The 13,876-nt window shown below is 39.6% G+C and carries 10 protein-coding genes; 5 read left to right on the top strand and 5 right to left on the bottom strand.

Translation table 11 applies throughout. The annotated features are described in order from the left end of the window. Positions 1 to 24 precede the first annotated feature (24 nt). Together WG904_RS01750 and WG904_RS01745 are read left to right on the top strand one after the other, a co-directional pair. Entirely contained in the window at positions 25 to 1,812 is a 1,788-nt protein-coding gene (locus tag WG904_RS01750) for a glycoside hydrolase family 15 protein (protein WP_339577570.1), read from the top strand. 142 nt (positions 1,813 to 1,954) lie between these two features. Further along, the gene (locus WG904_RS01745; protein WP_339577569.1) at positions 1,955 to 4,180 is read left to right on the top strand and encodes a bifunctional alpha,alpha-trehalose-phosphate synthase (UDP-forming)/trehalose-phosphatase; all 2,226 of its coding nucleotides are present in this window, start codon (positions 1,955 to 1,957) and stop codon (positions 4,178 to 4,180) included. A 66-nt stretch (positions 4,181 to 4,246) separates the two neighbouring features. On the opposite strand, the gene WG904_RS01740 is transcribed toward WG904_RS01745, so the two are convergent. Then, positions 4,247 to 5,323, bottom strand: a complete 1,077-nt coding sequence (locus WG904_RS01740) for a mechanosensitive ion channel family protein (RefSeq protein ID WP_339577568.1) — start codon at positions 5,321 to 5,323, stop codon at positions 4,247 to 4,249. A 352-nt stretch (positions 5,324 to 5,675) separates the two neighbouring features. On the opposite strand from WG904_RS01740, the gene WG904_RS01735 reads away from it, so the two are divergent. Continuing rightward, positions 5,676 to 7,196 (top strand): GNAT family N-acetyltransferase, encoded by a 1,521-nt coding sequence (locus WG904_RS01735; protein ID WP_339577567.1) that lies wholly within the window; start codon positions 5,676 to 5,678, stop codon positions 7,194 to 7,196. A gap of 12 nt (positions 7,197 to 7,208) precedes the next feature. On the opposite strand, the gene WG904_RS01730 is transcribed toward WG904_RS01735, so the two are convergent. Next, positions 7,209 to 8,738: a SulP family inorganic anion transporter gene (locus WG904_RS01730; protein WP_339577566.1), complete on the bottom strand. Its 1,530-nt coding sequence runs from the start codon at positions 8,736 to 8,738 to the stop codon at positions 7,209 to 7,211. Between the two features lie 134 nt (positions 8,739 to 8,872). On the opposite strand from WG904_RS01730, the gene WG904_RS01725 reads away from it, so the two are divergent. Further along, complete coding sequence (locus WG904_RS01725; RefSeq protein ID WP_339577565.1) at positions 8,873 to 9,628, top strand: 4-hydroxy-tetrahydrodipicolinate reductase; 756 nt, start codon at positions 8,873 to 8,875, stop codon at positions 9,626 to 9,628. Between the two features lie 14 nt (positions 9,629 to 9,642). Here WG904_RS01725 and WG904_RS01720 read toward each other — a convergent pair whose 3' ends face one another. Next, positions 9,643 to 10,548, bottom strand: a complete 906-nt coding sequence (locus WG904_RS01720; RefSeq protein ID WP_339577564.1) for a universal stress protein — start codon at positions 10,546 to 10,548, stop codon at positions 9,643 to 9,645. A 172-nt stretch (positions 10,549 to 10,720) separates the two neighbouring features. Here WG904_RS01720 and WG904_RS01715 point away from each other — a divergent pair, with 172 nt between their 5' ends. Further along, complete coding sequence (locus tag WG904_RS01715) at positions 10,721 to 11,179, top strand: DUF305 domain-containing protein (protein WP_339577563.1); 459 nt, start codon at positions 10,721 to 10,723, stop codon at positions 11,177 to 11,179. Positions 11,180 to 11,181: 2 nt separating this feature from the next. Here WG904_RS01715 and WG904_RS01710 read toward each other — a convergent pair whose 3' ends face one another. Continuing rightward, positions 11,182 to 12,504 (bottom strand): TIGR00341 family protein, encoded by a 1,323-nt coding sequence (locus WG904_RS01710; RefSeq protein WP_339577562.1) that lies wholly within the window; start codon positions 12,502 to 12,504, stop codon positions 11,182 to 11,184. Positions 12,505 to 12,507: 3 nt separating this feature from the next. Beyond that, the gene (locus WG904_RS01705) at positions 12,508 to 13,743 is read right to left on the bottom strand and encodes a cation:proton antiporter (protein ID WP_339577561.1); all 1,236 of its coding nucleotides are present in this window, start codon (positions 13,741 to 13,743) and stop codon (positions 12,508 to 12,510) included. Positions 13,744 to 13,876 lie beyond the last annotated feature (133 nt).

The raw sequence follows: 13,876 nt of genomic DNA, 5'->3' as shown, positions 1-13,876 counted from the left end.
TCTAAATATAGTATAAAATAGAGAATGAAAGATAAACACCTATACCAAACCGGAATTATTGGCAATTGTGGGTTTATAGCTCACGTAAATTTAAATACAGATATCTCTTGGCTATGTTGGCCCAGATTTGATAGCTCATTTGTTTTTGGTAGCTTATTAGATAAAGAAAAAGGAGGTGAATTTTCGATCCAACCAGATGGCGAATACAAAACAGATCAGCATTATGTTGAAAATACAAATGTTTTAAGGACTGAAATTTCAACGGTAGAGGGTAAATATCGGATAACGGATTTTGCTCCAAGATTCAGAGATAATAACCAATATTTCAAACCCCTAATGTTGATCAGAAAAATCGAACCCATGGAGGGGAATCCTAGAGTAAGGGTGAGGTGCAAACCTGTTTATGGCTATGGGGAGCATGAAATGAAATCAACTGCTGGCAGTAATCAGATTAATTATGAGGGAGCGGAACAAGAAACGATGCAACTCACTACAAATGTTTCGTTGAACTACATCTTGGAGGAGAAATATTTTGTACTCAATGAAACGAAATACCTCATCTTAACCTATGGGTATAGATTTGAGGGATCAATTGAAAGCACGGTGGAATCTTTCTTGCGAGAAACCATTAGCTACTGGCGGGTATGGATCAAACATTCCTCAATAGCTGGATTTTTTCAACCATTTGTAATCAGATCTGCCCTAGTACTTAAAATACATCAATACGAAGATACAGGAGCAATCATTGCAGCAAGCACCACCAGTTTGCCAGAATTTCCAGGGAGCACGAGAAATTGGGATTATCGCTATTGCTGGCTTAGAGATTCTTTTTATGTCCTTACGTCGCTATCGCATATAGGTCACTTCGAAGAAATGGAGAAATATTTCAGCTATCTGTCAGACATCTCTTTCGCAGATGATAAACGGTACCAGCCACTGTACAGCATTACAGGTGAAAGGAACATTACAGAGTTCGAACTGGAAAATTTAGATGGATATCTAGGCGAAAAACCGGTAAGAATAGGAAATCAGGCTTCAGAACATATTCAGAATGATATTTACGGGCAAGTTCTTATTTCAATGCTGCCACTTTATACCGACCATAGATTTGTGTTTTCCGAACGTAGCGATTCTAAAAAATGGATAGACCATGTCCTTTCAAAGATCGAGCTTACCATTGATGAAAAGGACGCCGGCATCTGGGAGTTCAGAAATATTGCTAATACTCATTGTTATAGTAACCTTTTCCAATGGGCAGGCGCCAAAGCTGCCCTAAAAATGGCAACAACGATAGGAGATGAAGATTTTGAAAATAGGGCGCAAGTACTTATAGATAAGGCAGCTGCCCATATCGAAGCCTGTTATGATCCAGTCAGAAAAGTGTACACCAATGCAGTTGGTAGTCCTTACCTAGATGCCAGTACACTGCAGCTTATTGTAATGAATTACCTCGATCCCACATCGCAAAAAGCAAAAGACCATTTAATAGGATTGGAAAATGACTTAAAAACCGAAGACGGCTTATTCTACCGCTATTTGCATGCCGATGATTTTGGAAAACCTAAAACCACCTTTCTAATCTGCGCCTTTTGGTATGTTGAAGCCCTGGCTTGTGTTGGCCGAACAGCTGATGCGATCAAAGAGTTTGAAAATATCATCAAATATTGCAACCACCTGCTGCTGTTCAGCGAAGATGTAGATGCCAAGACGGGAAGCCAATGGGGTAATTTTCCACAAGCCTATAGCCATGTTGGATTAATGAATGCGGCGTATCGAATAGCCATTAAATTGGATAGGCCAATATTTTTATAAACAAGGGTAAAATTACCCTTAAATAAAATTTTTGTACCTTTGTAAGCGCTCTCCGCCGAGCAGGAAAAATTCTTGCTGCCACTTTTCTTGGCCTTATTCGGTGACTTAACCTGGTTTTACAGGTTCATATTTGAATAAAATTATGCATAAGCGATTAATTGTTATTTCCAACCGTTTACCATTAACGATTGAAACTACCGATCATGGATTTCATACACGACCATCTTCTGGCGGACTTATTTCTGCCGTAGATGCTTATCTAAACACCGGGGGAAAAGATATTTTTTCGGAAAAAATCTGGCTCGGTATGCCTGGCTGTAGTGAAGAGGTATGGGATGGTTTAGATTTGGCAGATAAGTCTTCTGCCTACCAGTATCTTCCTGTCTTTATAGACGAGCAAACGTATGACCAATATTATAATGGTTTTTCTAATTCTATAGTTTGGCCTCTTTTCCATTATTTTCCTTCTTTTGCCGATTATAATGTTTCATTTTTTGAAGCTTATATTAAAGCAAATGAACAATTCTGCAATGTGCTTGCAGCAGAGCTAAAGCCAGGTGATGTACTATGGATACACGATTATCATTTGCTGCCACTTGCAGGCATGCTTAGAAAACAATTTCCAGAACTCACCATCGGCCTGTTTCTTCACATTCCCTTTCCTTCATTCGAACTATTTAGGGTTATCCCTAAAAAATGGCAGAAAGAAATCTTAAACGGGATGTTGGGGGCCGACCTGATTGGTTTTCACACTGCCGATTATGTACTACACTTTCTAAAAACGGTAGAAACGACAATGAATGTAGAAAGGGATAGGCAATATCTAGAATGGGAAAATAGACGTATCAAGGTTGATGCCTTCCCGATAAGTGTAGATTTCGAGCTTTTTAATAACGCTTTAGCAAGCGAGGAGGTGCAGCTGCTCCGTAAAAATTATTTGGAGATTAAGGGAGAAAAAAAGATGCTCTTTTCGGTTGATCGCCTAGACTATACTAAAGGAATCTATAACAGGTTAGAGGCTTACGAAAAATTTATTTTGGATAATCCGCATTATAACGGAAGTGTTGTTTTTGTACTTGTACTTGTACCATCGAGAGATACGATTGCTAAATACAGCGAGAAGAAAAAAATCATTGACGAGTACATTGGAAATATTAACAGTACCCTTGGAGATATTGGGTGGCAGCCGATCATCTATCAATATGGCCATCTTGAATTCAATGAACTCCTGGCGTTATATACCACATGTGATCTTGCGCTAATCACACCATTAAGAGATGGAATGAATCTCGTGGCCAAAGAATTTGTGGCAAGCAGGAGCGATCTGCGCGGGGTACTCGTACTAAGTGAAATGGCTGGTGCTGCCGCAGAACTTTCCGAGAGTTTATTAATTAATCCGAATGATCGGGATGAAATAGCTGAAACGATTAAAAAAGGACTAGAAATGGAAGAAGCTGAACAACAAGCAAGACTTGAGACCATGCGCAAACGGATAAAACGGTATGATGTGAAAGCATGGGCAGTTGATTATTTCACGGAACTGGAAATGGTTAAGTCGCAACAGCTCAAGTTTGAAGTGAAATTTATGGACAGCTTTGTAAAATCCCAGCTCTTAACTTCATATGCGAATGCAAAAAAGAGACTGATGCTGATCGATTATGATGGTACGCTAGTTCCATTTTCAAAGGAGCCGAATATGGCCTATCCAAATAAAAACCTGCTTAGCGTTTTGAGCCAAATACGTCAGCTCGAAAATACCGAATTAAATATCATCAGCGGGCGCGATAGTGAAACACTTGAACAGTGGCTAGGGGCACTTAATATCGGCTTGATAGCTGAACACGGTGCAAAAACCCGTGAATACAATGGCGATTGGAAAAGCGAGGTTACCAATAAGCCAGAAGGATGGAAGGATAAAGTGCACGAGATTATGGAACATTATGTTGGTAAATGCCCAAATTCTTTTATCGAAATAAAGGAGTTCTCGCTTGCTTGGCATTATAGAAAAGCTGATGCCTTCTTGTCGAGCACAAAGGCCGCTGAACTATACGAGGAATTATTAAAATATACGTTACATCTACCTTTAGATGTAATTAATGGTAATAAGGTTATCGAAGTTAGAAACAAGGGTGTAAATAAAGGAAAGGCCGTTGAATTAAAACTTGCTAGAAGTGATTACGACTTTATTCTGTGCATTGGAGATGATAAGACCGATGAAGACATGTTTAGCGTACTTGGAAATAATCCATCTGCATATACAATAAAGGTTGGGCATCAGGCGTCTTTCGCAAAGTATAATTTACACACTCCATATCTCGTTGTAGAACTTCTTCAATCCATTTGCCAATATCCTAAAAGCGTACATTAAAAACTAATTCGCTATCAAATTGAGATCATTAGGTAAGCCTCAATTTGATAGCGAAAAATTCAAGAATTAACCGGTTTTAGTTGAAGATATGGGATTGTCTTTTTCTAAGAAAACGGTTTGCGTTGGATAAGCAAATTCGATTCCTGCCTTTTCGAAGGCTTCAAATATATCGAGGTAAACCGCCTGCTGATTATCCATGTATATCGTATAATCTGGGTTAAGTACATAGTAAACGAATTCGAAATTAAGGCTAAAATCTCCATAACCAGAAAAATGTCCCCTATCAAACATAAGGTCTGTTCTAGAACTTATAATTTTTTTAACCAAATCGGGTATTTCAGAAAGCTGCTGGTGGGTGGTCTGGTAGGTTACGCCAAGGTTGAAGAGAATCCTTCTTCTCTCCATTCTTTTGAAGTTGTGAAGCCTAGAATTGGTAAGGTCTGTATTCGAACAAATAAGCTGTTCGCCGCTTAATGTTTTAATCCGCGTAGTTTTAATGCCTATATATTCGATAACACCGTTTTTATCGCCCACTACAATAAAGTCTCCAATCTCGAAGGGTCGATCAAAGAAAATTACAAAATAGCTGAAAAGATCGCCCAAAACTGCTTGGGCCGCAAGTGCTATCGCAATACCTCCAACACCCAAGCCAGCAATTAACGTGGTTACATTATAGCCCAGATTATCCACAAGGAATATAATTCCCATTATCCAGATCATCACATTTGCTACAACTATCAGTCCGGCTGCCTGTTTCTCTTTGTCCTCGCTATTTTCTTCACGCTGGATAAAGGAATACACAAACTTGCGAAAAGCCGAACTGATGATTTTTAAGATAAAGAAAGTAGTGGTAACCAGATAGGCCACATGTATAATCTGATCAACTTTTTTCGCAAAGGTGAGTGTTGTAAGCGCAAAATAAACTGAACTGATATAAAGCAAAGGAATACCAGATGTTTCTATGATGGAAATGAAAAAGTCGTCCCATTGCGTGTTGGTCTTTTGAACCAGTTTTCTAACTTTACTAAGACCAATTTTTTTTAAAATTTTAATGATGATAAAGAGCACAATAATTATTGCTAATGCAATACACCATTGGTAGATGGTGTTGTTCCAAAATGTTTGATCTAGAATTTTGTTCATTTTAGTGATTTTATCCATGCGTAGAAACCGCTTTCGTAAAGCCTCAAAACGTATGAATGCTAGCTCCTTTAGCTAGCGTAAATAGATTCTCGAAAAGAAAAAGGTCAGATTGGCAATTTACGATACAGCTAGTGTTCAGAGGTTATAATTGCAAGATGGTATGACCGATATAGTTAAAGATACGAAATTATTACCAGAAATAGGCATTTTTAGCGCTAAAACGACAAAATTTTTCATTTAAAGGCCTATCGTTTGATAGAAAAAAGGTATATTGTAGAAATAGCAAAGATTACTATTTTTTTAATGACACACCGGCTAATTGCACTTCGGCCAGATAAGATAAAGACAAGATATGACACAAAAGATCGAAATAAAAAATCTCGAAAGTAGCCATTTTGAGCAACTACTAACAACCATGGAAAAAGCATATGTATCATGGCAAGGGAGTATGTGGAAAAGGGAAACGATAGATTTGCTCATTGAAAAATTTCCGCAGGGGCAATTTGTGATCTTTGCTGATGGAAAAGTGGTGGGCAGTGCATTTTCGATTATTGTCGATTATGAAAAGTTTAATGACCAGCATACTTACAAACAAATTACAGGCAACTACTCCTTTTCTACACACGACGATTTGGGTAACATATTATATGGCGTGGAGGTCTTTGTACACCCAGATTACAGGGGGCTTCGCCTTGGTCGCCGATTATACGATGCCCGCAAGGAACTTTGCGAAAAACTAAACTTGGAAGCCATTATTTTTGGAGGAAGAATACCTAATTATCACCAATATGCTAAAGAGTATGGACCAAAAGAATATATTCAGAAAGTAAAGCTGAAAGAGATTTATGATCCTGTATTAAGTTTCCAGTTAAGCAACGACTTTCATGTTAAAAAAGTTCTAAAGAATTACTTGCCTGAGGATTCACAAAGCCAGGAATTCGCAACTTTATTACAATGGGATAATGTTTATTATACCCCAAAAACCAAAATCAATGAAAAGATAAGAAAAACGGTTAGGATTGGCCTTATTCAGTGGAAAATGCGTGTTTTTAATTCCATTGATGAACTTTTTCAGCAAGTAGAACATTTTGTTGACGCTGTCTCGGCATATAAGGCCGATTTTGCGGTATTTCCAGAATATTTCAATGCTCCTTTGATGCAGGAATTTAATCATCTCAATGAAGCAGATGCTATGAGGGCAATGGCGCAATTTACCGATGCGATCAAAGAGAAATTCTCGCAGTTGGCAGTAAGTTACAATGTGAATATCATTGCAGGTAGCATGCCGTTTTATGAACAAAATAGCTTAAAGAATGTAGGCTACCTATGCCACCGTACCGGAAAAATAGAATCCTATGAAAAAATTCACATCACTCCAGATGAAGTTAAGTATTGGGGACTCGAAGGTGGCAATACGCTAAAAACGTTTGAGACAGATGCTGGAAGAATTGGAATTTTAATATGTTATGATGTGGAATTTCCCGAACTGCCGAGGCTTTTGGCAGATGAGGGCATGCAAATCCTTTTTGTTCCTTTTCTAACTGATACCCAAAATGCTTATATGAGAGTAAGGACGTGTGCTCAGGCAAGGGCAATCGAAAATGAATGCTTTGTTGCCATAACCGGCAGCGTAGGAAATCTTCCCCAAGTAGATAATTTCGACCTAAATTATTCGCAATCGGCAGTGTTTACACCGAGTGATTTTGCCTTCCCGTCTAACGGAATCAAGAGTGAAGCCACTGCAAATACAGAAATGATACTAATTGCTGATGTCGATTTAAAGCTGCTCGACGAATTGCATGCCTATGGGAGTGTAAGGAATTTGAGAGATAGGCGACTTGATTTTTATGCCCTCAAAAGGAAGGGCCAATAAATTAGCGGATAACTAGTGTTCAACAGCCACGCGATAGTTGGGGTCTTCCAATATGTTCACCTCTATTACTTCTTCGGCATTTTTTAATAATAAACGGCAGTCGTTGCTTAAATGTTTGAGATGAAGCTTTTTTCCTGCAGCAGCATATCGCTCTGTGAGTTTGTTCAATGCTTCAATGCCGCTCATATCGGCCACCCTACTTTCTTTAAAATCGATCACCACTTCTTTAGGATCTCCCGCCACATCGAACTTTTCGGTAAAAGCCGTAACTGAAGCAAAGAATAAAGGCCCAAAAATCTCGTAATGTTTGATCCCATTAACATCGATATATTTCTTTGCTCTGATGCGTTTAGCGCTCTCCCAGGCAAAAACCAAAGCAGAGATAATTACTCCGATGAGTACGGCAAGGGCAAGGTTATGCAACAAAACGGTAATCGCCGCAACTAGAATGCCCACAAAAATATCGTGTTTTGGCATCTTATTGATGATTCGAAAACTAGCCCATTCAAAGGTGCCGATAGCCACCATAACCATCACTCCAACCAGTGCTGCCATGGGGAGCTTGCCGATCACAGGGGCGCCATACAGAACAATGATAAGGATGGTAATTGCTGCTACAATTCCTGATAAACGAGATCTAGAACCAGCAGATAGATTTACCAGTGTTTGAGCAATCATTGGACAACCACCCATCCCAAAAAAAAAGCCATTAAGTAGGTTTGCACTGCCCTGGGCAATAGACTCCCTATTCCCATTGCCCTTTGTGCCTGTAATTTCATCCACTAGATTTAAGGTAAGCAACCCTTCTGTTAATCCAACCGAAGCCATAATCAATGCATACGGAAAAATAATTTTTAAGGTTTCAAAATTTAAAGGTATTTGAGGAATATGAAAAGGTGGAAATCCTCCTGCCACAGAAGCAATATCGCTAACAGTTTTGGTAGGAATATTAAAACCCATTACGATCATAAATACCACTATAATGGCAACCAATGATGATGGAACTTTCTTAGTTAATCTTGGTAACAAAACAACAATCGCAATGGTAAGTGCTACTAGGCCTATCATGATATAAAGTGGGGGTCCAGACAACCAATTTGCTGAGCCTTCTGCTTTGAACTGGGAAAATTGAGACATAAAAATGATAATGGCAAGCCCATTTACAAACCCGAACATCACGGGTTGGGGCACAAGCCTGATAAACTTGCCCAGCTTAAAAAGACCCACTATAATCTGTATTATGCCAGCTAGGGCAACTGCAGCAAAAACATAGTCTAAGCCATTAGACTTCATTAGGGCAATCAGTACAATAACCGTTGCGCCCGCACCTCCAGAAACCATCCCCGGCCTTCCACCAAAAACAGCGGTAACAAGACCCATGATAAATGCCGCATACAGGCCGGTAAGGGGAGGGAAGCCGGCTAAGATTGCAAAAGAAAGTGATTCGGGAATCATGGTCATGGCCACAGTAAAGCCCGCTAAAATTTCTGATCTATAATTTACTCTTTGAGAAAAGTCAAACAAATTAACGCGAAAAGCCATAAAAAATTGAAATAGAAAATTTACACCAAAGCTAGGAAAATCTATTCAAGGTCTTGAATAGATTTTATGAAGACTTTTGGTAAGATTCTCGATAGGGTAAAAAGCACTAAAATTTATTTTTGTATTTTGCAATTATGAAGGTAAAAATAGGACTGATAGGATTTGGGAAAACTGGCAAGGCAGTGGCCTCGGTAATTTTGCAGAACAAAGAATTTTCTCTGGAATGGGTTTTTAGGCGCACTACTATACTAGAAAACAGATCGGTACCCGAATTTTTAGGCATCGAAAGCGATGAGCCAGGACTGATCTACTCTAGTGAACATATCAATATAGGTGCACTTTTAGATAAGCATCCGGTAGATATTATCGTAGATTTCTCGTCTTCCGAAAGCATCCATAGTTATGGAGCGGAAGCAGCAATTCGTGGTGTGAAACTGATATCGGCAATTTCGCATTATGGCCAACGAGAACTTGATCTGCTTGATAGACTTTCAGCACAAACTACGGTATTTTGGTCGCCGAACATTACCCTTGGTGTAAACTACTTGCTTTTTTCAGCGCAGTTTCTGCAACGTATTGCACCTGGGATTGACATTGAAATCGTCGAAGAACACTTCAAGCAGAAAGAGGGTGTATCTGGAACCGCTGTAAAAATTGCCCATGCGCTAAAACTCGATGTATCACAGATCAATTCGGTTAGAGCTGGTGGAATAGTTGGAAAGCATGAACTCATCTTCGGGTTTCCCTACCAGACCGTTCGCCTTATCCATGAATCAATTTCAAGGGAAGCATTTGGAAACGGAGCGATTTTCGTTGCCCAGAATCTAATGGACAAGCCCAACGGGCTTTATAATTTCGAGGATATCCTTCGGCCATACTTTAAGCTATAGAAGGCCTTGTTTTTTTAGCCGAAGGCCATCTGCGTAGAGAAGGTATTCTCCTGTTGTGGTATGGTCCTCTGGCGCTTTGGCTTATAGCAAAGCACAGCAAATTCTTTCCGATTTAATAATCGTTGAGTAAAGTTGCCCGCAAAGAACTGCACCAGATTCCTCTTCGTAGAGGCATTGATAATAATCAAATCAGTTTCATAGTGCTCGCCAGCTTCTTTGGTACTGCTTGCCGGGTCGTTACTAACAATTACTCCCGAAACATATGGAATAAGGTCTTCCTCCATAAACTGGCCCAACTGAGCAAGCAGATCTTTTATAGCTCGATCCATTTTTTTTGTAGGCTTGCTCAGCAGACCCATCATTACTACTTTCGCATGGTTGAGTTTGAGTATTGCCCTTGAAAAATTATATTTTCCGACCACATCATTTTTGGTCCTTACCGGAAAAATCACGTTGCCGAAGGAGGCCAACCTTTTTTCGGCGGGAACAGCCAGTACCGAACAATTGGCATTTTTCAGTACCTGATAGGCAGCGCTATCAAAAAGGAAGCCTAAACTGCTTTCCTCATTCTCTGTAGCCACAACCACAAGATCGCAGTCTAATTCACTGGCGGTTTCACAAAGGGTTTGCACGGGAAATCCAATCTTGTGATGACAGGTGCAAGCAATTCCCTTATCTTCATTGATAGAACGCGTTAGTTCCTTAAGCATAAAAATGTCTTTTTCCATTATTTCATCGTTAATATTGGCAATTGGAGCGAGTATGCCCTCTACTGGAAATACCTTGCTCGTTTCAACAACATATAACAAATGAAGTTCTGCCCCATGGCGTTGGCACATTTGTATAGCAGTATGGACTGCGTTGAGCGATTTTTCAGAAAAATCAGTGGTAACGATTATTTTTTTGATCAGACTCATCATAATTTTAGGTTTAAAGTGAGAAATATGAGGCTGGAGAGTTCCAATTGCCTCGAAAATCATAATATACCGAAAATCAAGGATAATTCCAAATCTAAACGGACATTTATACATGCCGTTTCAAGAACTTTCTAGGTTTTTGATTGTTCATTTTGTTTAACCTAACCTTGTTGCCATGAAAATGCCCTACGCTATGTTTGCACTAACATTAATGATTTCTTTTTTTATAATGTACAGTGTAATGTTCCTAAATGTTGATGATGTTGGACACGTTTATTTGAGCCTGACAAGGTTATATATGTCGATTTTGATGATTGCGCCAATGGCTATCTTGATGCTATTAATGATGCCCTCTATGTATTCGAATAAAAAACTAAATAGAATCATCATGGGTTCGGGAATCGTTATCTTTGTAGTTGCCCTTGTATTTCTGCGTAGCCAAGCCTTTATCAGCGATAGACAATACATGAAAGCAATGATTCCACACCATTCTTCAGCCATCTTAACCAGCAAGCGCGCAAACATTACAGATAAAAATGTAAGGAAACTTGCCGATAGCATCATTGTATCCCAACAGGAGGAAATTCGTAGAATGAAATTCCTTTTGGATACCTTGGAAGGAAAGTTTAACTAAACCTAATTCGTTAGAATCAGTTTTAAAGAATCTGTAGCAATCCTATTTTTGAGCCATTTTTCGAGCTTAGTCCTTTCGCTCTTGGTAGGGCCTTTAGTGAAATCTAAGGAAGCAAGTGTTAAGGTGTCATTTCTTTTAGCGATAATGTTTTTAACCACCACGTTACTGATGCTGTAGCTCAACAAGTCTGGATATAACGAGCGAAGTTCCTCACCCAGTTCGGGTATTGGACGGTCGAGCTTGCTAACACTATTTGACTTTTTCAATGTAGAGTCGTTCTGGTACACACTTTCCAGAATGCTGGCCCTGATCTGAGAGAGGTCGAGCTCGTTCTTGGCACTTAACCCCTGCCTAATAACGAGTTTGGTGCTGTCGAGCTTATAAAGAGGCATCTTCCTTTTCAATGATTCGATTTGTACCTCGCTTATTTCGGTCCCCAATAAAAGCAGGTCGATCTCATTGCCATTTCTGCTATATTTAAAATTTTTTGAAATAACTTGTGTATTCTTATAGTTAAGCTCCTTCTGAATAAATGCTTTTGCATTGCTTTCAAAAATACTTTTGTCCACGATACGGTAAGCTAAATACACACTTGGTGCAGAAGTAAGCAACACGATGATTAATATATACCTGCTTACCTTCTTTTCATAGGCCTTGTCCTGAAATTCTTTTTTATGGAACTTGAGGTAGCGAACAATTAAATAAGTTGCTACACAGATAAATATGCTATTGATAAAATAGAGGTACATGGCGCCGAGAAAAAAGTAAAGATTTCCAGATGCAATTCCAAAACCTGCTGTGCAAAGTGGTGGCATTAATGCAGTGGCGATAGCTACCCCGGGAATAACATTACTTTTTATTTTTCTCGTTGCTGCAACTATTCCGGCAAGACCCCCAAATCCAGCAATAAAAACATCCCAGATAGATGGCGATGTTCTTGCCAATAGTTCTGAAGAGGCATCGTGCAATGGGGTAATGTAAAAGTAGAGTGAGGAAGTGGCTACCGCAAAAATTGTGGCAATGGCCAAATTACGGGCACTTTTTTTAACAAGGTCGAAATCATTGGTGCCGATGCCCAATCCAATGCCCATAATCGGACCCATCAGGGGCGATACCAGCATGGCACCGATAATCACAGCTGTAGAATTAAGGTTAAGTCCAATGGAGGCGATAAAGATGGCAAAAATGAGCGTCCAAAGGTTGGCTCCCTTAAATTCAACATTGTTTCTGATGGACTCGGTAGTTTCACTTTCTTCGGCATTGTCGTGCCGCAGGCTGAAGCGATAAGAAATAAAACGGCCAATGGCGCTGAAGATTTCTTTCATGGTCTAATATTTTAGTTTTTTGGCAAGTTTTCCAATCGTAAGGCCCTGTACTAGTATGGAGAATACAACAACGATATAGGTAATCAGCACAAACTCGTCACGGTGCATTGAGGGACTAAGCGAGAGTGCCAAGGCTACGGAAATCCCACCCCGGAGACCTCCCCAGGTTAGCATCAATACGGCATTCTTTTCAAATTTCATTTTAAATCGCAGTAGCGACACTGGGAGGACTACAGAGATCCATCGAGCAAAAAGTATAATTAAAATAGCAATAATGCCTATTATAAATACGGTTTGGTTAATCTTGATAATGAGCATTTCCAATCCTATGAATAGGAATAATATGGCATTGAGAATTTCGTCGATGAGCTCCCAAAACTTGCCCAAATAATCGCGGGTAAGATCTGACATCCCTTCTCGTTTAGATTTATTCCCCGTAATAATACCTGCAATTACCATGGCTAATGGCCCGGAAACATGGAGATGACCAGCAATAAAATATCCGCCCATTACTATGGCAAGGGTAATCATCACCTCCACTTTGTAGTCGTCTATTGAACGCAAGGCCCAGTAGCCGATGTAACCCAAAAGCACCCCGAATAAAAGGCCACCAACTGCTTCTTCAAAAAAGAGCTTCCCAATGGAAAACACAGAAAAATCTCCCGACGTAGATCGGGCTACTTCGGCAAGACTTACAAAGACTACTACGGCTACACCATCATTGAATAGCGACTCGCCAGAAATTTTGAGTTCCAGAGAGGCGGGAATTTTTGCTTTTTTAAGAATTCCAAGCACCGCAATAGGGTCTGTGGGTGAAATCAACGCGCCAAACAATAAACAGTAGATCAACTGAATAGGCATGCCAAAAAGATCGAACAGGCACCATATCAAGGTTCCTACAACAAAAGTTGAGATCAATATACCCACCGTGGCTAGTACAATTACAGGCAGGCGCTCATTTTTAAGTTTAGCGGCATCAATATGAATAGCACCCGCAAAAAGAAGAAAACTCAACATAAAATTCATCAGAACTTCCTGAAAATCTACTGAGCTAGCCAATTGGATTGCTTTTTCAGAAAGTAATGAATTCGAATTACCCAACGTAACTAACAGAATCGAAGAGATGAGTGACAAAGCCATTATTCCAATAGTAGGCGGCCACTTGATAAAACGATGGTTGATGTAGGCAAAAATTGCGGCCACAATAATGGTAATCGAAATGATTTCTTGGATATTCATAATGGGTATATTAGTAATTCTTTTTGTAATGGGCAAATTTTATCGGTTTTTTCAAATCGTAAAGTTGGCGAATGCCCAAAAATAAATTTTGTACCTTTGCCATTCGGTTGCTAAGCAACAAAAATGACCATTT

It is taken from the genome of Pedobacter anseongensis, from assembly GCF_037482965.1.
Classification (GTDB): Bacteria; Bacteroidota; Bacteroidia; order Sphingobacteriales; family Sphingobacteriaceae; genus Pedobacter; species Pedobacter anseongensis.
This window is presented reverse-complemented; position numbering and strand designations above follow the sequence as displayed.

What these genes read in the sequence shown, in the direction of transcription:
- WG904_RS01750 (WP_339577570.1), top strand. Translation starts at nt 25, where the DNA reads ATGAAAGATAAACACCTATACCAAACCGGAATTATTGGCAATTGTGGG.
- WG904_RS01745 (WP_339577569.1), top strand. Translation starts at nt 1,955, where the DNA reads ATGCATAAGCGATTAATTGTTATTTCCAACCGTTTACCATTAACGATT.
- WG904_RS01740 (WP_339577568.1), bottom strand. Translation starts at nt 5,323, where the DNA reads ATGAACAAAATTCTAGATCAAACATTTTGGAACAACACCATCTACCAA.
- WG904_RS01735 (WP_339577567.1), top strand. Translation starts at nt 5,676, where the DNA reads ATGACACAAAAGATCGAAATAAAAAATCTCGAAAGTAGCCATTTTGAG.
- WG904_RS01730 (WP_339577566.1), bottom strand. Translation starts at nt 8,738, where the DNA reads ATGGCTTTTCGCGTTAATTTGTTTGACTTTTCTCAAAGAGTAAATTAT.
- WG904_RS01725 (WP_339577565.1), top strand. Translation starts at nt 8,873, where the DNA reads ATGAAGGTAAAAATAGGACTGATAGGATTTGGGAAAACTGGCAAGGCA.
- WG904_RS01720 (WP_339577564.1), bottom strand. Translation starts at nt 10,548, where the DNA reads ATGATGAGTCTGATCAAAAAAATAATCGTTACCACTGATTTTTCTGAA.
- WG904_RS01715 (WP_339577563.1), top strand. Translation starts at nt 10,721, where the DNA reads ATGAAAATGCCCTACGCTATGTTTGCACTAACATTAATGATTTCTTTT.
- WG904_RS01710 (WP_339577562.1), bottom strand. Translation starts at nt 12,504, where the DNA reads ATGAAAGAAATCTTCAGCGCCATTGGCCGTTTTATTTCTTATCGCTTC.
- WG904_RS01705 (WP_339577561.1), bottom strand. Translation starts at nt 13,743, where the DNA reads ATGAATATCCAAGAAATCATTTCGATTACCATTATTGTGGCCGCAATT.